Origin of the sequence: Nocardioides sp. (assembly GCF_025965415.1) — a bacterium.
Lineage (GTDB): Bacteria > Actinomycetota > Actinomycetes > Propionibacteriales > Nocardioidaceae > Nocardioides.
This window is the reverse complement of sequence record NZ_JAOPWY010000043.1, coordinates 1-22,559: the sequence shown is the minus strand read 5'-3', so window position 1 is coordinate 22,559 and position 22,559 is coordinate 1. Positions and strand designations below refer to the sequence as shown.

Below are 22,559 nucleotides of genomic sequence, written 5' to 3'. Positions count from 1 at the left end.
TGGTCGCCGGGTGCGCGTGCGGGCCGTCGGCACGACGCCCGTGGGCCTCCTCGACGTGCCGGACGACATCGAGGTCGCCGGCTGGTGGCGGGGCGGTGCGCGGCTGGGCGACCCGTTCGGCTCCATCCTCGTGGCCGCCCACGTCGACTCCCGGACCCAGGGTCTCGGTCCCTTCGCCGAGCTCCTCACCGCCGGGGCCGGTGCGCACATCCGCATGGAGTCGGCCGGCCTGCACCAGGAGTTCGTCATCCGTTCGCGGCGGCTCGTGCCCCAGGGCAGCCTGGACGACGACTCGTGGATCTTCGACGCCACCGGCGCCGCGCGACTCACCCTCGTGACGTGCGCGCCGCCGTACGACTCCGCCCGGGGCGGCTACCAGAACCTGGCCGTCGTGACGGCGGTGCCCCTCGGCCCGCCCGAGGCCGCATGACCCCGAAGAAGCAGTACCAGAAGCGGTTGCCGACGATCATCCCGCCGGCTCCCCGGCGTGCTCCCGAGCAGGAGTCCCGCCCGGCCGAGCCGGCGCCGCCCGCGACGTCCGCGTCCACACCCCCGGTTCCTCCCGCTCCCGCACCCCTGCGACCGGCGGCGGACGAGCCCGGCCACCGGTCGGTGCGCGCCGTCGCCGTCTTGGGAGTGGCGCTCGCCGTGCTCGTCGGCGCGCTGGGCGCCGCCGTCGTCGTCTGGCGCACGGGCGACGACCCGCCGGGCAACCCCACTGCCTCCACTCCGCTGCGGGGCTTCCCGGCCCCGGGTGCGTCGCGCACCCTCACCGAGGTGCGTCCGGACGGTGTCCTCGAGGTCACGCAGTGGATCCACACCGCCGAGCCGATCGGTGACCTCGACCTGTTCCTGCCGGACATGCCCCAGTCGGACTCGGTCGCGGTGTCGGACGTCGAGGTGGTCGCCGACGACCGACCCGGGTCGGGTCCCGCGGTGATCAACTTCAGCCGCGCGTCCTACTTCTTCGCCTCCGCCACCCACATCCTCGTGCGCTACCGGATGTCAGGGGCGGTCGAGCTGAGCACCTCGGCACCCGGGCGCGGCCTGGCGCTCACGACGGCGCTGGAGGTCTCCGCTCCCCGGGAGCGCGACACCCGGGTCGTGGAGTCCCGGGCGGTCCTCTCCCTCGCGTGCGTGGCCGGCGTCAAGGACACGGTCACTCCGTGCGGCGTGCCGGTCACCGACCGGCAGTGGCGGGTGGAGCTCACGGGTGACGAGGTCGGCTTCCGGGTGCTGGCCTCGGTCACCGTGTCCTGATCACCCGCCCTCGTCGAGCCCATGCTCGATGGCCCACCGGGTCAGCTGCACGCGGTTGTTCATCTGCAGCTTGCGCAGCGTGTTCTGCACGTGGTTCTGCACCGTGCGGTGCGACAGCACCAGGCGGGCGGCGATCTGCTTGTAGCTCATCCCGGTGGCGACCATCTTCAAGATCTCGGTCTCGCGCTCGGTCAGCTGGTCACGCGGGTCGTCGTCGGTCGACCCGTCGGCCATCCGCCGGAACTCGCCGAGGACCAGCCCGGCCAGGCCGGGGGTGAAGACGGCCTCGCCCTCCGCCGTACGCTCCACGGCGTTGATGAGCTCCGCGCTGGAGGCGGACTTCACGAGGTAGCCGGTGGCACCGGCCTTGATCGCCTCGAGCACGTCACCCTGCTCGCCGCTCGCCGAGAGGATGAGCACGCGAGACGTCGGATCATGCTCGCGCATCATGCTCGTCACCTGGACGCCGGTGCTGTCGGGCAGCTGCAGGTCGAGCACGACGACCTGCGGGGCCGAGGCGGGGAACCGTGCCATCGCCTCGCGACCGTTGGACGCGACCGCCACCACCTCGTGGCCGGCAGCCTGCAGGTCACGCTCGACCGCATCACGCCACATCGGGTGGTCGTCGACCACCATCACCCTCACCATGGTGCCCCCCGGCTCGTCGATTGGGGGAATGGTAGACCCGCCTAGGCCACGGGAGGGACGAATCGGCCACGCCGGTGCACCAGCGGGTCGCCGTCGTCGCCCACGGTGACGTCCACCAGGACGCACGTGACGAGGCGCGACCAGCCCACCTCCACGTCGGACTCGACCTCGAGCGTGGCCCACGTGGAGGCGTGCGCGAGCCGGGGACCGTGGTCGGTCCCGACCCACTCGGCGAGGCGCCACGGCCCGCCCGGCGCCGGGGCCGTGCCGGCGAAGACCTCCGCCAGGTCGCGGTCGGCCCAGGCCAGCAGCTGCAGCACTCCGCGGCCGGTGTCGAGCAGCACGTCGGTGAGGTCGGCGTCCGGGTCGAGGAGCGCCAGCACCCGGCCGGGCTCGCCGCCGGCCACCAGCCACGAGGACACGGTCAGCCCGGCCCGGTCGTCTCCGGAGCCGGCCGTCCACAGCGAGACCGTGGCGCCCGTCCGGCCGCGCAGGCGTCGTACGGGATCGCGATCACCCTCGGGCTCGAGGAACGGATGGGTCGTGTGGATGGTCACCCGGTCACGCTAGCGGGACCGCGAGCTCCCACTCGGTGCCCCACGACCCGCTGTCCATCGCGACCGTCCCGCCCAGGCCCTCGATGCGGCCCCGGATGGAGGACACGACGCCCAGTCGCCCCTCGGCCTCGGCCTGCTCCAGTCGGCCCGGGGCGATGCCGGGGCCGTCGTCGCGCACCGAGATGGTGATCACGTCGGGCGCAGCCTGCGCCAGCACCCACGCCGAGGCGTCGGGGCCGACATGGGTGAGGACGTTGTCGAGGCAGGCTCGCACCGCGGCGACGGTCTCGGTCGCGACGTGGGCGTCGACGAGCACCGCACCGCCCGGGGTGGCGACCTCCACGCGCACGGGGTGGGCAGTGGCCATCTCCTCCAGGGCGCCCGCCAGGTCCACCTGCGTTCCGGGAGCCGTGGGCACGGTGTCCTGCTGCCGGATCAGCGACCGCAGGCTGCGCTCCTGCTCCCCCGCGAGGCGGCCCAGCTCGGCCCACTCGCCCCCGGCGGCCGCCCCGCGGCGCTGGGTCATCGTGAGCACCTGGAGCACGCCGTCGTGGACGGCCCGGGCCAGCCGGGTGCGCTCCTCGGCGGCCGCGGCCGCGTGCTCGGCGGCGTCGCGCTCCCGGGCCATCCGCTGCAGGGACTCACACATGTAGCCGACGATCGGGCCACCGATGAGGACCAGGAACACGTTGCCGTAGTTGCCCTGGTCGACCACCGAGCGCGGCAGCAGGTCGGCCGCGGACAGGAGGACCGCCGCGGCCAGGCCCCCCTTCCAGTGCCAGTGGATCGCCCAGGCGAGCAGGGCGCCCATCACCCAGAACCCGGGGATGGTGGCCAGGTAGTCGGGGCCCTTGACCCACGGGGTGGCGGCGAGGGCGCCGAGGGCGATCGCGAGGTCGGCCACCAGCAGGACCGCCGCGCGTCGTCGCCGGTCCTGGTAGAGCCAGATCGCCGCCGCGGTCCAGGCGGCGAGCGCGAGGACGATGACCAGTCCGATGCTCGGGTGCTCGAAGTTGTCGCGCCGGTAGGCGTTGAGACCGACCATGTTGATCGTCACCACGACCCGCACGAGGGCCAGCGCGGAGTAGAGCCGGTCCTCGACGGCGAGCGCCGAGTCCGCGCGGGCGGCGGGGGCAGGGGGCCGCTGGGGGAGCGCGCTCAGGACGCCTTCTGCCCCGGTCCGTCGCCGGCGGCCTCCTGCGCGGCCTGCTCGGCGGCGGCCTGCTTGGCCTTCTCCTTGTCGAGCTCCTTGGCCTTGCTGGCGTAGAGGTCGACGTACTCCTGACCGGAGAGGCGCATGATCTCGTACATGATCTCGTCGGTGATCGACCGCAGGATGTAGCGGTCGTTCTCCATGCCGGCGTAGCGCGAGAAGTCCAGGGGCTTGCCGAAGCGCACCACCGGACGGGTCCAGGAGCCGTAGACCTTGCCGGCAGGCGCCACCACGTCGGTGCCGACGACGGCACACGGGATGACCGGCGCACCGGTCTCCAGGGCCAGCCGGGCCACGCCGGTCTTGCCGCGGTAGAGCTTGCCGTCGTGCGACCGGGTGCCCTCGGGGTAGATCCCGAACAGGTCGCCCTCGGCGAGGATCTTCATGGCCGACTTCATCGCGCCCTCGGCGGCGTTGGCCCCGGAGCGGTCGATCGGCACCTGGCCGGCGCCGGAGAAGAACTTCTTCTGGAACCAGCCCTTGATGCCGGGGCTCGTGAAGTACTCCGCCTTGGCGACGAAGGTGACGCGACGGTTGAGCGTGAGCGGCATGAAGAGCCAGTCGGCGTACGACAGGTGGTTGCTCGCGAGGATCGCGGGCCCCTCCTCCGGCACGTGGTCCACGCCGAATGCCTTGGGCCGGAAGACGAGTCGCAGCACCGGCCCGAGGGCGATCCACTTCAGGAACCAATACAGCACGCGCCGACCCTATCCCTGCTGACGCTGGGTGACCCGCTCGATGAACTCGGCCGACTCCGCGAAGATCCGCGGGGCGTCGTTGTCGAGGGTCGCGACGTGGAAGCTGTCGTCGAGCACGCGCTCCTCGAAGTCCTTCGACGACAGGCCGGCGTTGAGGGCCCGCGCGCTGGAGATGTCGACCACGTGGTCCTCGGCGGAGCGGAAGAACAGCACCGGGATGGTGATCCGGGGCAGGTCCTTGCGCAGCTCGGCATAGCCGGTGAACATCGACGCCGCCGCCCTGAGCGGGGTCATCGGGTAGCCGTGCTCGTCGGCCCCGGGCCTCTTGATGTCATTGGCGATGCCGGGCATCGCCGGCACCACGTGCTTGAGCAGCGGCAGCAGCTTGACGTCCTTGCGCAGCGTGTCGACGGCGGGGTTGACGACGCAGACGCCGGCGAGCGCGTCGCCCTTGTCGGCGGCCAGGCGCAGGCAGAGCGCGCCGCCCATCGACAGCCCGACCGCGACGACCTCGTCGTTCTCGGCGGCGAGCTTGTCGTAGGCCCCCTCGACCGTAGCCACCCAGTCGGCCCAGGTGGACCGGTTGAGGTCCTGCCAGCGCGTGCCGTGACCCGGCAGCAACGGCATCTCGACGGCGTACCCCCGAGCGGCGAGGTCCTCGGCCCACGGGCGCATGGACGCGGGGTTGCCGGTGAAGCCGTGCTGGACGAGCACGCCGATGCGGCGACCACCGGTGAGCTCGGGCCTCGCGGGCGTGGACATCGGGGCGACCAGCGCGGGGTCGAGTGGCGCCGGGGGCGCCCCGCGGAACGGGATCTTCACAGCGCACAGTCTGCACCAGATCGGGCACTGGTCGAGAGGTGATCACAGCGCGCCCCGGAACCATGTGCCCGGTACCGTGAGCGTGTGACGACTCCTGGCGACGAGGGCCGCACCGAGCTGGCCTGGCGCGAGATCGTGGAGCACTACGGCGAGCGGCCGGTGCTGCACGACGACGAGGCTGCCGAGACCCGCGAGCCCGCGACGGCGCCCGACGGGATCGAGGACGTCGAGGAGCTGGACGACGCCGAGGATCGCGAGGACGAGATCCCGGCGGTGGAGAGGTTCCACCCGCCCGCCGCCCCGCCCTTCCCGGTCCCCCGGACCTGGCAGCGCGGCGTGGCCTGGTCGGGGATCCTCGTCGCTCCCGCCCTCGCCCTGGTGATCGGGCTGTTCTCGTTCTACGTGCACCCGCTCGTCGGCTGGGGTCTGGTCATCTGGTTCGTCGGCGGCTTCCTCTACCTCGTGCGCGAGATGCCACGGGCGCCCCGCGACCCCTGGGACGACGGCTCGCGCATCTGAGGCATGCCGGGGCATAGGGTCCCTGCCGTGGGGGCGAGCGAGACGATCGAGGTCACGGGACACCTGATGGACCGCGGCATCCTGTCGCGTGTCCTCGACGACATCCGCCACTACGGCGGCGACTACGTCATCGACGCCTTCGACGTCGGCCACGAGGCCCACGACCCCAGCAGCGCCACCATCACGGTGAAGGCCGCGACCGATGCGGCCCTCCAGCGGCTGCTGATGCGGCTCCAGACGCGCGGCGTCAACCAGCGCGATCCCGGCGACGCCGTCCTCGGCACCGCCGAGCTGCCCGGCGTGCTGCCCGACGGCTTCTACTCCACCACCAACCTGGAGACCCGGGTCCGCATCGACGGCGCCTGGCACGACGTGGAGAACCCCGAGATGGACTGCGGCCTGGTCGTCACCGGCTCCGCCGACGGCGGCACGCGGGTGCGCACCGTGCCGATGTCGGACGTCGAGGTCGGCATGCGGATCGTCGTCGGCGCCTCCGGGATCGAGGTCTCCGTCCCGCGCCCGGACGCCGTGGGCGATGCGTTCGGCCCGGCGGACGGCCCCGCGCCGTCGTACGACAAGCCGCAGGCGGTGCTCGTGCGCCAGGTGGCCGACGGCATGCGCCGGGCGCGGGCGGACGGCAAGCGGCTGCTCTGGGTGGCCGGGCCGGGCGTGGTCCACACCGGAGCGGTCCCCGCGTTGGTCGCGCTGGTCCGGGCGGGTTTCGTCGACACGCTCTTCGCCGGGAACGCCTTGGCCACCCACGACATCGAGGCCTCGCTCTACGGCACCAGCCTGGGCGTCGACCTGAGCGTGGTCCCTGGGGTCGAGCACGGGCACGAGCACCACGTGCGCGCCATCAACACGGTGCGCAAGGCGGGCTCGATCGCCGCGGCGGTCGCCGACGGGGTCCTGACCAGCGGGATCATGCACGCCCTCGTCACGCACCGGAAGCGCTACGTGCTCGTCGGCTCGGTCCGCGACGACGGCCCGCTCCCCGACGTCCACACCGACGTGGTGGAGGGGCAGCGCGCGATGCGCGCCGAGATCGAGGGCGTCGGCTACTGCCTGATGATGGCCACCCAGCTGCACTCGGTCGCCACCGGCAACATCCTGCCGGCGACCGTGCCCCTCGTGTGCGTGGACATCAACCCCAGCGTGGTCACCAAGGTCGTCGACCGCGGCTCCCACCAGGGCCGCGGGATCGTCACCGACGTCGGGCTGTTCCTCGAGCAGCTCGCCCTCGAGCTGGTGCCGGACCACCGGCGCGGCTGACCCCGTTGTCGGCCGAGGGCGCACGAGGTCCGGCCACCGGACCTACAGCTGGACCAGCAGCGCCGCGCCGATCATCCCCGCCGCGGGTCCCAGCTGAGCGGCGACCATGTCGGGGACGACCCGGTGGGCGGCGCCCACGAGGGTGCGCTGCATCGCGGTCCGGGCCGGGTCCAGGAGCCGGTCGCCGGCGGCCGAGACCCCGCCACCGATGACCACCACCTCCGGGTCGAGGGCCGCGACGAGGTTGGCCGTCCCCACGCCGAGCCAGTCCCCCACCGAGGCGAAGGCGCGGCGGGCGACGAGGTCGCCCTGCTCGGCGGCGGACGTGACCATGGGTCCGGTGATCCGGTCGGGGTTGCCGCCGCTCATCTCCTCCAGGACCGAGGGCTGCTCGACCATCAGTGCCCGGGAGTTGCGGACCAGGGCGTTGCCGGAGGAGTACTGCTCCCAGCACCCCCTGCGGCCGCACTCGCAGGCCTGCCCGTCCGGGACGACCTGCATGTGGCCGAACTCCCCCGCCATACCGTTGGCGCCTCGCAGGACGTGACCGTCGATGAGGACGGCCCCACCGATCCCCGTGCCCATGGTGATCATCAGCGCCGACCTCGCCCCCCTGGCTGCCCCGTGGTGCGCCTCGGCACGGGCGGCGCAGTTGGCGTCGTTGTCGAGCAGCACCTGGCACCCGAGCCGGTCCTGCAGGAGGTCGCGCAGCGGCTCTCCCTGCCACGGCAGGTGGGGCGCGAACATCACCCGCTCGCCGCGGACGTCGACGAACCCCGCAGCGGCGACGCCGACGCCGGCCAGGCGCCGGCCGTCCGCGGACTCGAGGATCGCCTCCACCAGCGCGTCCTCTACCTGGCTGGTCACCACCCGCCGGCCCGGCGTCGTACGGCGTGCGGTGCTCGAGACCCGTCCGGCGCGGTCGACGACCCCGGCGAGCACCTTGGTGCCGCCGATGTCGACGCCGACGACGACCCCGCCGGTCCCGGCGCTCACCGGTGGCTCACTCGTCCTCGGGCCAGTCGTCGCCCAGATCGATGTGCTCGACGCCGGCGCGGCCCTCACCCTCGGTGCGCGGGTCGGCGGTGGTCATGATCGCCGCGGCCGCCTGCGCCAGCGAGGTCATGGCCGTCGTGAGGTGGGCCTTGACCTCCGGACTCAGCTGGCGGACGGCATGGACCGTGCGGCACACGGGGCACACCGTGCACTCCGCAGAGCCCGTCGCGAGGTGCTCGTTGAGGTCGTGGGCCGAGGTCGCGGCGTGGGCCGCGAAGCCGGACAACCCGTCGCTCGCCTCGCCGGCGTGCTCACGGGCCCACCCCGACAGGGCACCGAGCAGCCTGGCCGCCTCGTCGCCCAGGGAGCCGACGTCGCGGGCGTCACCGGAGTCGCTCACGTGGCCCCCTCTGCGGCGGTGTCGGTCGTGGGATCGGTGAACCTGACCTGCAGCTCACCGGCGTGCACGCGGGCTCCCGCCACACGGTGCCGCGCCACACCGGATGGCAACGTCACGAGGCGACGATACGACGCGACCGACACCACCAGCTCGTCACCCTTGCGCGACAGGCGTACGTCGTCCTGGTCGGCCAGGGGCAGGGGCATCGACAGCACCAGGCCGCTCCCCAGCGAGCGGACGCTCATCGGTGCCCGGGCCGCACCGCCGGCGAGCGGGTCCGTGTCGCCGTAGACGTCGCGTGCGAGGTCGAGCAGCTCGGCGCGCCCGACCGGCTCGGAGGGGCGGTAGACCGAGGTCCGCAGGTCGAGGCCCGCGAAGGAGTCGGCGGCGTCGGCCATGACCCGTCCCTGCGCCTCCACCCACGTCGTACGCCAGGGGTCGGCCCCGCCGTCGGGGAAGACCCGGTTGACGATGGCGGCGTCCACGGTGTAGCCGAACAACGTCAGAAACGTGTAGGCGCGTCGCGCCTCGGCGAGCACCACCGACTCGGGGGTGAGCACGAGGCGGACCGAGGTCTCGGGCCCGGTCAGCACGGACCGTACGTCGTCGAGCTCGGCGTGCAGCCGCTCGATCGCGTCGAACACCGAGTCGCCCGGCATCGGCACGCCGGCCGCGCGGGTGAGCACTGGCTTGAGGGCCTTGACCACGCGGCGCTCGACGGGCAGGACCCGGTCCATGTACCAGCCCAGGGCCTCGGGCAGCGCGAGCAGGCGGAGCGTCTCGGCGGTCGGCGCGCAGTCCACGACGAGCACGTCCCACTCCCCCGACCGCGCCCGGGCGCGCACCTCCAGGAGGGCCAGCACCTCCTCGGCGCCCGGGATCACCGTGAGCTCCTCGGCGGTGACCGGGTCCACCCCGGCCACGTCGAGCACGCTCAGCAGGTAGCCCTGGATGTCGGCCCACGAGCTCTCGAAGCGCTCCTGGGCGTCCACGTGCTGGAGCCAGAGATCGGGCGCGACCTCACTCGGCTCGCTGGTGGCCGGGACGTCGAGGGCGTCGGCGAGCGAGTGGGCGGAGTCGGTGGACAGCACCAGGGTGCGGTGCCCGGCCGCGGCGCTCGCGGAGGCCGTGGCCGCGGCGAGGGTGGACTTGCCGACACCGCCCTTGCCGGTGAAGAGGAGGATCCGCATCCCGGACCCGGACGTCAGAGCGACTCGACGCGCTTCTTGAGGCCCTTCAGCGCGGTGTCGATGAGAATCTTCTCGCCCTTGCGCTTGAGCATGCCGATCAGCGGGATGCTCACGTCGAGGGCCAGCCGGTAGGTGACCTCGGTGGTGCCGTCGCCCCGGTCGGACAGCGTGTAGGCGCCGTCGAGCATGCGGAGCATGTTGCCCTCGACGAGCGTCCAGGTGACCTCGCGGTCGCCGTCCCAGTCGTAGGCCAGGGTGTACTCGTCCTTGATCGGCGAGACGTCGAGGGCGAAGTAGACCTGCTCCGCGCGCCCGCCGGTCCCGGCCTCGGTGACTTCCGCCTTCTGCACGCCCTTGGCCCACTCGGGGTAGGACTCGAAGTCGGCGATGACGGCCATGACATCGGCCGGCGGGGCGTCGATCGCGATCGACGAGGAGGTCTGTTCGGCCATGGACCGGAGCCTAGCCGACGGACCCGGGCGTGTTCGGCGCCCGGACCCGGGCGATAACCTGCGCTTCGCAGTGACCACGAGCAGGAGGTTCCATCGTGCGTGAGTTCTCCACGCCGCTCTCGATCGCCATCCCCACCGTCGGGAACCTCACGGACGACGTCGTCGACAACGCTCGTGAGCACGGTTCGACCGCCGTCTTCAGCCGCGCCACGGCGCAGGGCTGGGAGGACGTCACGGCGGCGGAGTTCCACGACGAGGTGCGCGCGGTCGCGAAGGGCCTCGTCGCCGCCGGCGTCGAGGCCGGTGACCGGGTCGCGCTCCTGTCCAAGACCCGTTACGAGTGGACCCTGTTCGACTACGCGATCTGGTTCGCCGGCGCCGTGTCGGTGCCGATCTACGAGACCTCGTCGGCCGAGCAGATCGGCTGGATCCTCCAGGACTCGGGCGTCCGCGCGGTCGTGGCGGAGGGACCGGACCACCTCGCCCGCGTGCGGGAGGCCCGCCAGTCGGGCGACCTGGTCGAGCTGCGGCACGTGTGGTCCATCCAGGACAACGCCGTCGACGTGCTCGGCCGCCTCGGCTCCGACATCTCCGACGAGGTCCTGGAGGAGCGACGCACGGCCGCGACCCCGCTCGACCTGGCCACGCTGATCTACACCAGTGGCACCACCGGCAAGCCCAAGGGCTGCATGCTCACCCACGGCAACTTCATGTTCGAGCTCGGCGTCGCGGTCGACGAGCTCTCGGACCTGTTCGACACCGAGGGAGCCTCGACGCTCCTCTTCCTCCCGCTGGCCCACGTCTTCGCTCGGATCATCCAGGTCGGAGCCGTCAAGAGCCGGACCCGGATGGGCCACAGTGCCGACATCAAGAACCTTGTCGCCGACCTCGGCGAGTTCCGGCCGACCTTCATCCTCGCCGTCCCCCGCGTCTTCGAGAAGGTCTTCAACTCCGCCTCGCAGCGGGCGACGGCCGACGGCCGCGGCGCGATCTTCGACCGCGCGGCCGACGTGGCCATCGCCTGGTCGCGGGCGCTGGACGGCAAGCGGGTGCCGCTCCGGTTGCGGGCCCAGCACGCGCTCTTCGACAGGCTCGTCTACGGCAAGCTGCGGCAGGCGCTGGGCGGGTCGTGCGCCCACGCCGTCTCCGGCGGCGCGCCCCTGGGGGACCGCCTGGGCCACTTCTACCGCGGCATCGGCCTGACGGTGCTCGAGGGTTACGGCCTCACCGAGACCACGGCGGCGCTCACGGTCAACCTCCCCGACGCGCAGAAGATCGGCACCGTGGGTCGCCCCCTCCCCGGCACCAGCGTCCGGGTCGGTGACGACGGCGAGCTGCTGTTCAAGGGCGGCCAGGTCTTCGCCGGATACTGGGGCAACGAGACGGCCACCAGCGAGACCATCGGTCGCGACGGCTGGTTCCACACCGGCGACGTCGGAGAGGTCGACGACGAGGGCTTCGTGCGCATCACGGGTCGCAAGAAGGAGATCCTGGTCACGGCCGGCGGCAAGAACGTCGCCCCCGCCGTGCTCGAGGACCGCCTCCGCGCCCACGCGCTGGTCGACCAGTGCCTGGTGGTCGGCGACGGGCAGCCGTTCATCGGCGCCCTCGTGACCATCGATCGCGACACCCTCCCGGCCTGGGCCGAGCAGCACGGCAAGTCCACCGACGTGGCCGACCTCGTGGACGACCCGGACCTCGTCGCCGCCGTCCAGGACGCCGTCGACGACGCCAACAAGGCGGTCTCCAAGGCCGAGTCGATCCGCAAGTTCACGATCCTCCCCGGTGAGTGGACCGAGGAGGGCGGCCAGCTCACACCGAGCCTGAAGCTCAAGCGCAACGTGGTCGTCCGCGAGAACCGCGAGGAGATCGAGGCGCTCTATCTCGGATGACGCGTGTCGCTGCCCGTGAGCGCACATGACTAGGTCGGACTAGTCCTTTCGGGTCATGCCAGGACCATGATCGGGTGGTTTGCACGGTTTAGCCCACGGCGAAATCACCACCGCACTAAATTCTTGCCGCCGCGAGGAATCGGGTCCTCCGGCCCACCGGCGAGAGGGGTGCACGTCATGCGTCGACGCACGAGCCAGGAGCGAGGTGCCACCGTGCTGGCGCTCGCCCCGCACCACGCCCACCTGCCCGTCGCCGTGGCCTTCCGTGCCGCGCGTGCCCGCCGGCGGCTCCGGGGCGGCCACGCCCCCGCCGGCGCTCCGTGTCCGCCCAGCATCGCCGGCGATCGGAACTGAACCCGCTCCCCTGCCCACGACCTCGCCCCGTCCACCCTCGTGTGAAGGAAACACTCCATGGCTCGCCGCTCCGTGCTGCTCATCGTGGCCGTACTCATCGCCGCCCTCGGCACCGCAATGATCGTGCTCTACGTGAAGGGCATCGACGATCGCGCGACCGAAGGCCAGGAACTGGTCGAGGTGCTGACCGCCACTGCCGTCATCGACGCCGGTGAGACCGTCAGTGCCGCCCAGGAGGCCGGCAAGTTCGAGACCAAGAAGGTCCGCAAGGACGACATGGTCACCGGCGCCCTCGACAACACCGACTCGATCGCCGACCTGGTCGCCCTCGGTTCGATCTACCCGGGCGAGCAGATCATCTCCGACAGGTTCGGCTCGCTCGGCTCGATCGAGAACCTGGTGATCCCCGACGACAAGATGGCGATGTCGGTGGAGCTCACCGACTTCGAGCGGGTGGCCGGCTTCGTCAACCCGGGCTCCGAGGTCGCCATCTTCCTCACCGCCGCCGCGCCGATCCGCCGGCTCCCGGACGGGAACGAGGAGACGCTGTCATCGGTCACCCGGATCGTCCTGTCCCGCGTGCCGGTGATCGGTGTGGGCACGACGTCGGTCGCCTCGCGGACCGTCACGACCGAGGAGGGCGACCAGGTCACCGAGGAGGTGCCGCGCACGATCCTCACGGTGGCCGTCACGCAGGAGGAGGCCGAGAAGCTGATCCTGGCCGACCGCACCACCGAGCTCACCTTCGCCCTGCTCGGCACCGACACCAAGTCGGTCGACAAGCCCGGCGTGAACCCGGTCGACATCCTGCCGGAGACCTTCCGGAGGGCTGCTGGATGACAGCGATCGTGGAGACGGACCGGTCTCGGCTGAGCGTCCTCCAGGCGATGCTGCACGGGTCTGTTCCGCTCGAGTCGATGGAGGCGCTGAGCGAGCACATCGCCTCGGCCGCCCAGGAGTTCGCGGTCGTGATCGGGCCGTCCATCGCGGTGGACGACGCCGCCGTGTTCGCCCAGTGGGCCCGGGTCCACAAGCCCGACCTGGGCGTCATCCTGCTCCGCGAGACGGTGGACGCGCGTGCGCTGTCGACCGCCCTGCGCAGCGGCATGCGCGAGGTCGTGGAGTCGCGGGACCTGGCCGGGCTGACCACCGCCGTCAGCCGGGCGCGGGCGGTCTCGTCCGCCATCGTCCAGACGATGGAGGACGAGACGCAGGCCGCCGCCCAGGCGGCGCTCTCCGAGGCACAGGCCACCGCCGAGGCGGCCCGCGCAGCGGCAGCCAAGCCGACGGGGCGCCTGATCACGGTGTTCTCGACGAAGGGCGGGGTCGGCAAGAGCCTGATGGCCGCCAACACGGCCGTCTCGCTGGCCGAGCGGGGCCACTCGGTCTGCATCGTCGACCTCGACGTCAACAACGGCGACATCGCGATCATGCTCCAGCTGACCCCGACGCGGACGCTCAACGACCTGGCCGCCTTCAACGGCGACATCGACGTGGAGGCCATCGAGACGCTCGTCACGCCCTACTCCAAGACGCTCGGCGTGGTGGCGGCCCCGGTGCACCTCGACTCCCCGGACCAGGCGACCAACGAGGACATCGGCAAGCTGCTCGACCTGCTGGTCCGCGTCTACGACTACGTCGTGGTGGACACCTCAGGGGTGTTCGACGACGTTGCGCTGACGGCGCTCGACCGCACCGACACCCTCGTGCTCGTCGGGACGCTCGACATCCCCGCGCTCAAGGGGCTCAAGCTCGCGGCCCAGACGCTCGACCTGCTCAACTTCCCGCGCGAGAAGTGGAAGTTCGTCCTCAACCGCGCCGACACCAAGGTCGGGCTGTCCGTCGAGGAGTACGAGGGCACGCTCGGTCTCAAGGCCGACTGCTCGCTCGTGTCGAGCCGGGAGGTGCTCACCGCCGTCAACCGCGGCGAGCCGCTCGTGCTGGCCTACGCAAGCCACCCCAACAGCAAGGCCATCAAGGCCTTCGCAACCTCCATCGCGGGCGCCGCCCGCGCCGCCGAGGCGGACTCGGACGGGGACGGCAAGTCCCGCTCCACCGCCAGCCGATTCCGACTGAGGAAGGCCTGAGATGGGTCTGACCGACAGACTGGCCGCTGCCCAGCGCGCCCGCAGCGAGGGACACGAGGTCCCGCACGAGAAGACGCCCGCTACGACGACCGCCACGGCACCCAAGGTCGTCCGCACCTCGACGCGTGACCCCTTCGAGGACGTCAAGCGGGTGGTGCACGCCCAGCTGGTCGCCTCCCTCGGGCCCAAGCTCTACGACGTCCACATGACGCAGAGCGAGCTCGAGAGCAACGTCCGGCTCGCCCTCCAGGGTGCCGTGGCAGCCACGGACGTGGTCATGTCCGGGGCCGACCGCACGCGGATCACCCAGGAGATCTCCGACGACATCCTCGGCTACGGCCCGCTGGAGCCCCTGCTGCGCGACGGCGACCTGTCCGAGGTGATGGTCAACTCGTTCGACTCGATCTACGTCGAGCGCGGCGGCAAGCTGGTCAAGACCGGCACGAGCTTCTCCGACGAGGCGCACCTGCGCCGCACGATCGACAAGATCGTCGGCAAGATCGGTCGCCGGGTCGACGAGGCGAGCCCCATGGTGGACGCCCGCCTCCCCGACGGGTCCCGCGTCAACGCCATCATCCCGCCGCTGGCCCTCGACGGGTCCAAGCTCACCATCCGCAAGTTCTCCGAGGACCCGTACACCGTCCAGGACCTGATCAACTTCGGCAGCCTCACGCCCAGCTCGGCCGGGCTGCTGGAGGCCTGCGTGAAGGGCCGCCTGAACATCCTCGTGTCCGGCGGCACCGGCGCCGGCAAGACGACCACGCTCAACGTGCTGTCGTCGTTCATCCCCGACGACGAGCGCATCGTCACCATCGAGGACGCCGCGGAGCTCCGGCTGGGTCAGGACCACGTCCTGCGGCTGGAGTCGCGCCCGCCCAACATCGAGGGCAAGGGTGCGGTGCTGATCCGCGACCTGGTCAAGAACTCCCTGCGCATGCGCCCCGACCGCATCGTCGTCGGTGAGATCCGTGACGCCGCCGCACTCGACATGCTGCAGGCGATGAACACCGGTCACGACGGCTCGATCTCGACGCTCCACGCCAACACCCCCCGCGACGCCCTGGCCCGTCTCGAGACGATGGTGCTCATGGCCGGCATGGACCTCCCCGTCCGCGCCATCCGCGAGCAGGTGTCCAGCGCGGTCGACCTCATCATCCAGCAGACCCGTCTCAAGGACGGCACGCGCCGGATCACCGCGATCACCGAGATCGTGGGCATGGAGGGCGACATCATCACGACGCAGGACGTCTTCATGTTCGACTACTCCGCCGGCGTGAACGAGCAGGGCAAGTTCCAGGGCGGGCTGGTCTCCACCGGCCTGCGTCCCCGCTTCCTCGAGCGCCTCGCCGACCACGGCGTACGCGTCGACCCCGCCGTCTTCGCCACGCCCGGTGGCGTGCGATGAGGATCGCACCCGCGATCGCCGCCGCCGCCCTGCTGCTCGGGGCGACGGGGTCGGCCACGGCCGTGTTCGCGGCCGACGAGATCTCCATCGACCACGCGCAGTCCGAGGACGGAACGGTCTCGCTGCTGCTGGGTGTGGACCAGATCCCCGGCGGTGCGGCCCCCGACCTCGACAGCGTGAGCGTCACGGTCAACGGCGACGAGGTCGACGCGTCGGCCGAGACCGTCGAGGGTGGGCAGGTCGAGCGGACCACCGTGCTCGTCCTCGACGCCAGCAACAGCATGTCCGGCGAGAAGCTCGACGCCGCGACCGCGGCGATCGACGCGTTCCTGACCGCCGCTCCCGAGGACGTCCAGATCGGTCTGGTCACCTTCGCCGGCACGGTCCAGCAGACGATCGCCCCCACGACCGACCACCGGTCCATCGTCGACGAGCTGGCCCGCGTCGAGCTCAAGGCCGGGACCAAGCTGTACGACGCCGTGGCAGCGGGTGCGGAGCTGGCCGGCGACGAGGGTGCCCGGTCGCTCCTGGTGCTCTCCGACGGCGCCGACACCGGCAGCACCACCACCATCGACGACCTGTCGACCACCACGAGCGAGGCCGGCGTCGTCGTCGACGTCGTGGCCCTGGGCCAGTCGCCGGAGCAGCAGGCGACCCTCGGCGGCCTGGCGTCCACCGCCGGCGGTCAGGTGATCGCCGCAGACCCCACGGCCCTGGGCGCGGTCTTCTCCGCACAGGCCGAGGCCCTGGCCTCCCAGGTCCTGGTCACCTTCGAGCTTCCCGAGGGGGTCTCCGGCGAGCAGACGGTGGAGGCCTCGGTCACCGCTGGTGGGTCGACCTTCACCGACTCGGCGTTCGTGGCCCTGGCCGGGACGGACTCGGTCGACCTGCCCCAGGTGCTCGAGCCGGGCAACCCGATCGTCGGACGCAACGCCTTCCTGCTGGGTGCGCTGGCGTTCGGCCTCGGCATCGCGGGCGTCATCGCCTTCGCCATCGGCGGAGGCACGAGAAAGTCCCTCAGCGAGCAGCGGCTCGACAACTACTTCGCCCAGGGCGGCGGGACCACCACCACCGGCCAGTCCGGCCGGGCCCAGGCCCAGGGAAGCCTCAAGGACGCGGCCGTCGGCCTGGCCGGGCAGATGGTCAAGGGAGACTTCGAGGACCGACTGGCCAAGCGCCTGGCCGGCGGTGGGTCCTCGCTCAAGCCGGCCGAGTGGCTGCTCCTGCACGCCGCCATCGCGATCGGCGCCGGGTTCGCCGGGCTGATCCTCAAGGGCGGCGCCCTGATGGTCATCGCCTTCATCGCCGGCGTCCTGGTGCCGTGGTGGTGGCTGAAGCGCAAGCACGCCAAGCGGCTGGCCGCCTTCAACGCGCAGCTCGCCGAGACCCTCACGCTCATGGCCGGCGGCCTCTCTGCCGGCCTCTCCCTCCCGCAGGCCGTGGACACGGTCGTGCGTGAGGGGCACCAGCCCATGGCCGGCGAGCTCGGCCGTGCGCTCATCGAGCAGCGCCTCGGCATCCCGATCGAGGAGACGCTGGAGAACGTGGCCGATCGGATGGAGTCCGAGGACTTCTCATGGGTGGTCATGGCGATCCGCATCCAGCGCGAGGTCGGCGGCAACCTGGCCGAGCTGCTCAACACGGTGTCGGAGACCCTGCGCGACCGCGAGTACCTGCGCCGCCAGGTCCGCGTGCTCAGCGCGGAGGGCCGGTTCTCCGGCTACGTCCTCACGGGTCTCCCCATCGCCCTGTTCTGCTACATGCTTGTGTTCAAGGGTGACTTCGTAGAGCCTCTGTACACGACCGGCACCGGCTACGTGCTCTGTGGTGTCGCGCTGGGGATGCTGGCTGCGGGTAGTTTCGTCATGTCCCGACTCACCAAGATCAAGGTGTGACCTCCATGTTGTTGCTGCTGGGAGCGGGACTCCTCTTCACGTCGCTCGTCGTGGCGTTCTCCATCGTGGGCGTGCTCACCTCCGAGCGACGGGCCATCGCCCGGTCCGTGGCGGCCGTGCAGGCGATCCACTCGGCGCCGAGCGTGATGACCGCCGAGCTGGAGCGCCCCTTCACCGAGCGCGTCATCGCCCCGCTGGGCGGGCGGCTCGTCGGAGTGGGACGCAAGATCACCCGGGCCGACACCGCGACGAAGATCGCGCACCGCCTCGACATCGCCGGCAACCCCCCGGCGTGGGACGTCAACCGCATCATCGGGCTCAAGGTCCTCGGGCTCGGCGCCCTCGGGGTCCTCGGCTTCCTGTTCTCCCTCTCCCGGGACTACTCCATCGACCGCGTGCTGCTCTTCACCGCCGGCTTCGCGGCCTTCGGCTACGTGCTCCCCAACGTCCTGCTGAAGAACGCCGGCGACAAGCGCGAGACGCTGATGCGCAACTCCCTGCCCGACGCCATCGACCTGCTCACCATCTCGGTGGAGGCCGGACTCGGCTTCGACGCGGCCGTGGCCAGGGTCGCCAAGAACACGACGGGGCCCCTCGCCCAGGAGTTCTCCCGGCTGCTCCAGGAGATGCAGCTGGGCATCGGCCGGTCCCAGGCGATGCGCGCGATGGGCGAACGCACCAGTCTGGCCGACCTCAAGTCCTTCTGCCTGGCCATGGTGCAGGCCGACAGCCTCGGCATCCCGATCGCGCGGGTGCTGCGCATCCAGAGCCACGAGATGCGCACCAAGCGGCGTCAGCGCGCCGAGGAGGCGGCGCAGAAGGTGCCGGTCAAGATCCTGTTCCCGGTGATCTTCTTCATCCTCCCGGTGATCTTCATCGTCGTCATCGGCCCCGTGTTCCTGGGGATGGGCGACCTCTTCGGGTGATCCTCGACATCATCGCGTCCACGGAGCCCAGCCGCTCCACGCGCCGCACGTGGCGAGTCACCACCGCGGTGCGCATCTTCGCGATCGCGCTGGTCATCGGCCGGGCCATGTCGAGCGACGGGCTCTCCCGCCTCGGTGTGCTGATCATGCTCCTCGGACTCGTCGCGGCGCTCGCGAGCCTGGTCGAGGGGGTCGGGACCGAGGCGATCTCACGCTGGGTCCCGCTCGCAGAGGCGCTCCTCGTGGGCGTGGTGGTGGCAGCTGAGCTGTCGCGGGACGAGGCGATCCTGCTCTACCTCGCGGTGCCTCCCCTGGCGGCCGGGATCCGCCGCGGCTGGTTGTCCGCCACCAACGCCTTCCTGCTCTCCACCGCGGCCGTGCTCGTCGCGGGGCGCCTCTCCAGCGATCCCCCGTCGATGGACGTCCTCCAGTCCGCCAGCTTCTGGCTGGTGACCGGCCTCGGGATCGGGGTGCTGGCCGGTGTGCAGACACGCAGCATCCGCGACCTCGAGATGCGGCAGGCCCCCTACGTGGCGACCCACCAGCTGATGAGCCAGCTGCACGACCTGACCAGTCGCGGCGAGGTCGGCCTCGACAGCATCAAGCTCGCGACCGAGCTCGTCGCCCGGCTGCACGAAGGCACCGGAGCTGCCGGTGTGGCCGTCTACGGGCACGCCTGGGGTCTGCCGCTGGTCCAGCTGGCCGGTCACGGTGACACCACCTCCCTGGCCAGCCACGCGATCGGGGCCAACCACGCCCACCAGAGCGAGGTGCTGGTGATAGGCCTCCGCGGCGCCGGTCACCAGCTCGGCAGCGTCGTCCTGCGCAAGCCCGGGGGCTGGACCGACCTCGACCGTTCGGCCGCCCAGACGGTGGCCGACGAGTTCGCCCTGCGGCTCGACACGGCCGTCCTCTTCGACGAGGTACGCCGTCTCGCGACCGCCGAGGAGCGCAAGCGGATCGCCCGCGAGATGCACGACGGGGTGGCCCAGGAGCTCGTGGCCCTCGGCTACATCGTCGACGAGATCGCGTCCGTCTCCGACGAGGCCGAGACGCAGGAGCTCGCCGACAACCTGCGCGGCGAGATCAGCCGCATCGTCGCCGAGATCCGCTACTCGATCCTGGACCTGCGTCACCACGTCGCCGACCACCGGCTCTCCGGTGCGCTCGCCGACTACGTCCACCAGGTCACCCAGGACATGGACCTCCGGGTCAACCTCGTCCTCGACGAGTCGGGGCCGTCCCTCCCACCGCGCACCGAGTCGGAGCTGCTGCGCGTGGCCCAGGAGGCCATCGGCAACGTGCGCAAGCACGCCCGGGCCGACAACCTGTGGGTGACGCTGGTCTCGGACGGCTCGACCCTCCTCCTCGAGGTCGAGGACGACGGTGTCGGCAACGCCCAGCCCAAGGACCGCCACTGGGGCCTCCAGAGCATGCAGGAGCGCGCCGCCGGCATCGAGGCGTCGCTCGACGTCACCTCACGAGTCGGGGGTGGCACCATCGTGCGCCTCCAGTCGCCCCCTCTGACCACTGCCGCCACCACCAAGGAGAACGCATGACCACCCAGGTGCTGCTCATCGACGACCACGAGCTCATCCGGCAGGGACTGGCCCGCGCCTTCGAGCGCGACGCGGGGATGACGGTCGTCGGCCAGGCGGGATCGATCGCCGAGGGGGTCGCCGCGTTCGCCGAGCTGCAGCCCGACGTCATCGTCACCGACCTCGAGCTGCCGGACGGACACGGACTCGAGGTCGTCCGCCAGGTGCGCGCGACGAGTGACACGACCGGGCTGGTCGTCCTGACCATGCACGCGGGCGACGACCAGATCTTCGCCGCGATGGAGGCCGGCGCCTCGGCGTTCGTGGGCAAGGACAGCAAGGCGGCCGACGTGGTCAGCGCGGCGCGGCACGCCGCGGTCGCACCCCGGACGTTCCTGTGCGCCGGTCTGAGCGGCGCCATGATGCGCCGGGCGACCGCGCCCGCGCCGCCGAAGCTCTCGGGTCGCGAGGAGGAGGTGCTCGCGCTGCTCGCCGACGGTCTGGGCACCGGCGAGATAGCCACCACGCTCTACATGAGTGAGTCCACCGCCAAGACGCACATCACGCACATCTACCAGAAGCTGGGCGCCGCCAATCGCGCGCAGGCCCTCGTGTCAGCCATGCGCCTCGGCCTCCTGGACCACGCGTCGACCCAGCGGTTCTGAGCGACTCCGGTCGGGGCTTCGCGGTGTCGCCGGGGTCACCCACAGATAGTCACAAGGGACTATGCAGCGCGGGCCGATCACCCGATTCGGCGGCCCCGAGATCTTGGCAGAGTTCTCCGTGACGGGTCCTCGTGGGCTCGGAACCGAGACTCATCACTCACACAAGGGGAACCACCATGATCGAGAAGTTCATCACCCTCATGCTCGTCGGCCGCAAGGACGAGGACGGCGCCACCGCCACGGAGTACGGCCTGCTGGTCGGCCTCATCGCCCTCATCATCGTCGTGGGCGTCGGCCTCTTCGGTGACGCGCTCAACGCGTTCTTCAGCGACCTCGCCACCCAGGTCGGCGGTTGGTGACCACCAGTTCCTGACGAAGGGGCCGACCATTCCGCTCGGAGTGGTCGGCCTCTTCTCTTTGATCCAGAGAGGAGTCACCGTGAGCAAGATCCACGTGAGTCACGATCGGGACGAACGCGGCGCCACTGCCACGGAGTACGGTCTCCTGGTCGGCTTCATCGCCATCGTGATCGTCCTGGGCGTCGCGCTGTTCGGCGGCGCCTTGAACACCTACTTCGGCGGCCTGTCCACCTGGCTGGCCGGCGTCATCTGACAGCTGGTCGACGCAGCCGCCGACCTGCACCCTGCACGTGAGGGCGACCGCACAACCGGTCGCCCTCGCGTCATCTTCGTCACGAGCGGGCAAGAGCCACGAGGCGTGCCCGCCACGCCCGGGCCAGCTCGTCCTCCCCCAGCCCCGCACGTCGCAGCACCCGCTCCACCGGGGCTCCCGCAGCAGCGGCGTCGTACACCGACACGAGGCCCTGCTCCCCCAGCCTGTCCGCGATGATCCGGCAGGCGAGCCACGCCTCCTCGTAGCGGGCCTGCAGGTCCCGCTCCCGCGTCTCGAAGTCAGCGGCCGAGGGCAACGAGTCCGGCGCACCGTCGCGCCGCACCACCGCGATCGCCCGTCCCAGCGTGGTGCGGTCCGGCAGGCGGGTGTCCCGCAGCGCGACGTAGTCGGCGAAGCCCTCGAGCAGCCACGGCTCCATGGGGGTGCGCGGCGCATCCGTGGCCACGTGGACCAGCTCGTGGCTCATCACCACCTGGGCCCCGGCCCGCCGCAGCCCCGCGGTCACGTCGGGGTTGACGAAGACGTGGACCGGCGCGGCGGGCCCGTCCGGGCTTCCCGCGGTCGTGGTCACGGCCGCGATGCCGGCGTACGTCCCCGGGGCGGCGCCCAGGGCCTCGTCGAGGTCGGCGGCGCTCGCCGGGACCTCGACGACGACCGGTGCGTCCGGCTCACCCAGCACGCGGCGTACGACGTCCCTTCCCCGGGTGACCCGCTCCGCGACGGCAACCGCCTCCGAGGGGGACCCGTCGACCATCACCAGCACGCCGTCCGCCCGGGCCACCGCGAGCGCCCCGCGCAACCACAGGGGCACACGGGCCCGGCTGGCGGCCTCGAAGCCGGCGATCCCCAGCGCGTCACCGTCGGGGGCGAACGAGACGGCCACGTCGGCGCGCGACCTGGCGGCGTCGAGATCCCCGATCCGCCAGGTGAGGTCGACGATCCCGGTCCAGCTGCCGTCGTCGGCGACCGTCCCGACCTGGTCGACGTAGCGGGCACTCACCTGACGCAGGTCCAGCTCTGCGGCGTTGCCGGCGATGCCGGTGAGCAGGTCGGCCGCGGCCGCGTCGTCGGGCGCGGCGAGCGCCGCCAGCGCCTCGGCGTCACGCGAGTCGATCCCGGCGACGAACGACGCCACCG

Annotated in this window: 25 protein-coding genes; 15 read left to right on the top strand and 10 right to left on the bottom strand. The window is 71.6% G+C overall.

Annotation, left to right across the window (positions count from 1 at the left end):
• Both JWN97_RS05345 and JWN97_RS05340 read left to right on the top strand, forming a co-directional pair.
• Window positions 1-430, top strand: a 430-nt coding sequence (locus tag JWN97_RS05345) for a class F sortase (protein ID WP_297619440.1), incomplete at its 5' end; no start/stop codon positions are given.
• Entirely contained in the window at window positions 427-1,260 is an 834-nt protein-coding gene (locus JWN97_RS05340; protein ID WP_297619437.1) for a hypothetical protein, read from the top strand. The genes JWN97_RS05345 and JWN97_RS05340, both read left to right, overlap by 4 nt.
• Here the strand turns inward: JWN97_RS05340 and JWN97_RS05335 are convergent, their stop codons facing one another.
• Genes JWN97_RS05335 through JWN97_RS05315 form a run of 5 tightly spaced genes read right to left on the bottom strand, consistent with a single transcriptional unit; the run spans window position 1,261 to window position 5,198 of the window.
• Window positions 1,261-1,908, bottom strand: coding sequence for a response regulator transcription factor (locus tag JWN97_RS05335; RefSeq protein ID WP_297619435.1), 648 nt, complete (start codon window positions 1,906-1,908; stop codon window positions 1,261-1,263).
• A 41-nt stretch (window positions 1,909-1,949) separates the two neighbouring features.
• On the bottom strand, window positions 1,950-2,465 hold the full coding sequence (locus JWN97_RS05330; protein ID WP_297619431.1) for a flavin reductase family protein: 516 nt from the start codon (window positions 2,463-2,465) through the stop codon (window positions 1,950-1,952).
• Between the two features lie 4 nt (window positions 2,466-2,469).
• On the bottom strand, window positions 2,470-3,627 hold the full coding sequence (locus tag JWN97_RS05325; protein ID WP_297619443.1) for a DUF5931 domain-containing protein: 1,158 nt from the start codon (window positions 3,625-3,627) through the stop codon (window positions 2,470-2,472).
• The gene (locus tag JWN97_RS05320; RefSeq protein WP_297619428.1) at window positions 3,624-4,376 is read right to left on the bottom strand and encodes a lysophospholipid acyltransferase family protein; all 753 of its coding nucleotides are present in this window, start codon (window positions 4,374-4,376) and stop codon (window positions 3,624-3,626) included. Before JWN97_RS05320 ends, JWN97_RS05325 begins: the two co-directional genes overlap by 4 nt.
• Window positions 4,377-4,385: 9 nt before the next feature.
• Window positions 4,386-5,198: an alpha/beta fold hydrolase gene (locus JWN97_RS05315; protein WP_297619425.1), complete on the bottom strand. Its 813-nt coding sequence runs from the start codon at window positions 5,196-5,198 to the stop codon at window positions 4,386-4,388.
• 84 nt (window positions 5,199-5,282) lie between these two features.
• Here JWN97_RS05315 and JWN97_RS05310 point away from each other — a divergent pair, with 84 nt between their 5' ends.
• Complete coding sequence (locus JWN97_RS05310; RefSeq protein ID WP_297619422.1) at window positions 5,283-5,717, top strand: hypothetical protein; 435 nt, start codon at window positions 5,283-5,285, stop codon at window positions 5,715-5,717.
• A gap of 27 nt (window positions 5,718-5,744) precedes the next feature.
• Window positions 5,745-6,989: a TIGR00300 family protein gene (locus JWN97_RS05305; protein ID WP_297619419.1), complete on the top strand. Its 1,245-nt coding sequence runs from the start codon at window positions 5,745-5,747 to the stop codon at window positions 6,987-6,989.
• A 42-nt stretch (window positions 6,990-7,031) separates the two neighbouring features.
• Here the strand turns inward: JWN97_RS05305 and JWN97_RS05300 are convergent, their stop codons facing one another.
• From JWN97_RS05300 to JWN97_RS05285, 4 genes are read right to left on the bottom strand one after another with little or no spacing between them, the layout of a single operon-like run.
• Entirely contained in the window at window positions 7,032-7,985 is a 954-nt protein-coding gene (locus JWN97_RS05300) for an ROK family protein (protein ID WP_297619416.1), read from the bottom strand.
• Window positions 7,986-7,992: 7 nt separating this feature from the next.
• Window positions 7,993-8,385 carry a hypothetical protein gene (locus tag JWN97_RS05295; protein WP_297619413.1) on the bottom strand — a complete coding sequence of 131 codons (393 nt, stop codon included), beginning with the start codon at window positions 8,383-8,385 and terminating at the stop codon, window positions 7,993-7,995.
• Window positions 8,382-9,575 carry an ArsA family ATPase gene (locus tag JWN97_RS05290; RefSeq protein ID WP_297619410.1) on the bottom strand — a complete coding sequence of 398 codons (1,194 nt, stop codon included), beginning with the start codon at window positions 9,573-9,575 and terminating at the stop codon, window positions 8,382-8,384. Before JWN97_RS05290 ends, JWN97_RS05295 begins: the two co-directional genes overlap by 4 nt.
• A gap of 14 nt (window positions 9,576-9,589) precedes the next feature.
• Complete coding sequence (locus JWN97_RS05285; RefSeq protein WP_297619407.1) at window positions 9,590-10,027, bottom strand: SRPBCC family protein; 438 nt, start codon at window positions 10,025-10,027, stop codon at window positions 9,590-9,592.
• A gap of 95 nt (window positions 10,028-10,122) precedes the next feature.
• Here JWN97_RS05285 and JWN97_RS05280 point away from each other — a divergent pair, with 95 nt between their 5' ends.
• The 11 genes from JWN97_RS05280 to JWN97_RS05230 all read left to right on the top strand — a co-directional run bounded on the left by JWN97_RS05280 (window position 10,123) and on the right by JWN97_RS05230 (window position 21,401).
• Complete coding sequence (locus tag JWN97_RS05280) at window positions 10,123-11,919, top strand: AMP-dependent synthetase/ligase (protein WP_297619404.1); 1,797 nt, start codon at window positions 10,123-10,125, stop codon at window positions 11,917-11,919.
• Between the two features lie 177 nt (window positions 11,920-12,096).
• Window positions 12,097-12,273, top strand: a complete 177-nt coding sequence (locus tag JWN97_RS05275; protein WP_297619401.1) for a hypothetical protein — start codon at window positions 12,097-12,099, stop codon at window positions 12,271-12,273.
• Between the two features lie 57 nt (window positions 12,274-12,330).
• On the top strand, window positions 12,331-13,113 hold the full coding sequence (gene cpaB, locus JWN97_RS05270) for a Flp pilus assembly protein CpaB (RefSeq protein WP_297619397.1): 783 nt from the start codon (window positions 12,331-12,333) through the stop codon (window positions 13,111-13,113).
• Window positions 13,110-14,360 carry a P-loop NTPase gene (locus JWN97_RS05265; RefSeq protein WP_297619394.1) on the top strand — a complete coding sequence of 417 codons (1,251 nt, stop codon included), beginning with the start codon at window positions 13,110-13,112 and terminating at the stop codon, window positions 14,358-14,360. Before cpaB ends, JWN97_RS05265 begins: the two co-directional genes overlap by 4 nt.
• A gap of 1 nt (window position 14,361) precedes the next feature.
• Complete coding sequence (locus tag JWN97_RS05260) at window positions 14,362-15,765, top strand: CpaF family protein (RefSeq protein ID WP_297619391.1); 1,404 nt, start codon at window positions 14,362-14,364, stop codon at window positions 15,763-15,765.
• Window positions 15,762-17,660 carry a type II secretion system F family protein gene (locus JWN97_RS05255; RefSeq protein WP_297619388.1) on the top strand — a complete coding sequence of 633 codons (1,899 nt, stop codon included), beginning with the start codon at window positions 15,762-15,764 and terminating at the stop codon, window positions 17,658-17,660. The genes JWN97_RS05260 and JWN97_RS05255 overlap by 4 nt, the downstream gene beginning before the upstream one ends.
• Window positions 17,661-17,665: 5 nt before the next feature.
• The gene (locus JWN97_RS05250; RefSeq protein ID WP_297619386.1) at window positions 17,666-18,586 is read left to right on the top strand and encodes a type II secretion system F family protein; all 921 of its coding nucleotides are present in this window, start codon (window positions 17,666-17,668) and stop codon (window positions 18,584-18,586) included.
• Window positions 18,583-20,145, top strand: a complete 1,563-nt coding sequence (locus tag JWN97_RS05245; RefSeq protein WP_297619383.1) for a histidine kinase — start codon at window positions 18,583-18,585, stop codon at window positions 20,143-20,145. Before JWN97_RS05250 ends, JWN97_RS05245 begins: the two co-directional genes overlap by 4 nt.
• Window positions 20,142-20,789 (top strand): response regulator transcription factor, encoded by a 648-nt coding sequence (locus JWN97_RS05240; protein WP_297619380.1) that lies wholly within the window; start codon window positions 20,142-20,144, stop codon window positions 20,787-20,789. Before JWN97_RS05245 ends, JWN97_RS05240 begins: the two co-directional genes overlap by 4 nt.
• 176 nt (window positions 20,790-20,965) lie before the next feature.
• Window positions 20,966-21,148, top strand: a complete 183-nt coding sequence (locus JWN97_RS05235; protein WP_297619377.1) for a Flp family type IVb pilin — start codon at window positions 20,966-20,968, stop codon at window positions 21,146-21,148.
• A gap of 79 nt (window positions 21,149-21,227) precedes the next feature.
• Window positions 21,228-21,401, top strand: coding sequence for a Flp family type IVb pilin (locus JWN97_RS05230; protein WP_297619374.1), 174 nt, complete (start codon window positions 21,228-21,230; stop codon window positions 21,399-21,401).
• Window positions 21,402-21,480: 79 nt separating this feature from the next.
• Here the strand turns inward: JWN97_RS05230 and JWN97_RS05225 are convergent.
• Window positions 21,481-22,559 (bottom strand): hypothetical protein (locus JWN97_RS05225; protein WP_297619371.1); only part of this gene is annotated, 1,079 nt, incomplete at its 5' end.

Bases quoted from the DNA above. Each gene is read 5' to 3' on its own strand.
- JWN97_RS05275 (WP_297619401.1), top strand. From the start codon at position 12,097: ATGCGTCGACGCACGAGCCAGGAGCGAGGTGCCACCGTGCTGGCGCTC.
- JWN97_RS05260 (WP_297619391.1), top strand. From the start codon at position 14,362: ATGGGTCTGACCGACAGACTGGCCGCTGCCCAGCGCGCCCGCAGCGAG.
- JWN97_RS05285 (WP_297619407.1), bottom strand. From the start codon at position 10,027: ATGGCCGAACAGACCTCCTCGTCGATCGCGATCGACGCCCCGCCGGCC.
- JWN97_RS05255 (WP_297619388.1), top strand. From the start codon at position 15,762: ATGAGGATCGCACCCGCGATCGCCGCCGCCGCCCTGCTGCTCGGGGCG.
- cpaB (WP_297619397.1), top strand. From the start codon at position 12,331: ATGGCTCGCCGCTCCGTGCTGCTCATCGTGGCCGTACTCATCGCCGCC.
- JWN97_RS05340 (WP_297619437.1), top strand. From the start codon at position 427: ATGACCCCGAAGAAGCAGTACCAGAAGCGGTTGCCGACGATCATCCCG.
- JWN97_RS05235 (WP_297619377.1), top strand. From the start codon at position 20,966: ATGATCGAGAAGTTCATCACCCTCATGCTCGTCGGCCGCAAGGACGAG.
- JWN97_RS05335 (WP_297619435.1), bottom strand. From the start codon at position 1,908: ATGGTGAGGGTGATGGTGGTCGACGACCACCCGATGTGGCGTGATGCG.
- JWN97_RS05265 (WP_297619394.1), top strand. From the start codon at position 13,110: ATGACAGCGATCGTGGAGACGGACCGGTCTCGGCTGAGCGTCCTCCAG.
- JWN97_RS05240 (WP_297619380.1), top strand. From the start codon at position 20,142: ATGACCACCCAGGTGCTGCTCATCGACGACCACGAGCTCATCCGGCAG.
- JWN97_RS05250 (WP_297619386.1), top strand. From the start codon at position 17,666: ATGTTGTTGCTGCTGGGAGCGGGACTCCTCTTCACGTCGCTCGTCGTG.
- JWN97_RS05290 (WP_297619410.1), bottom strand. From the start codon at position 9,575: ATGCGGATCCTCCTCTTCACCGGCAAGGGCGGTGTCGGCAAGTCCACC.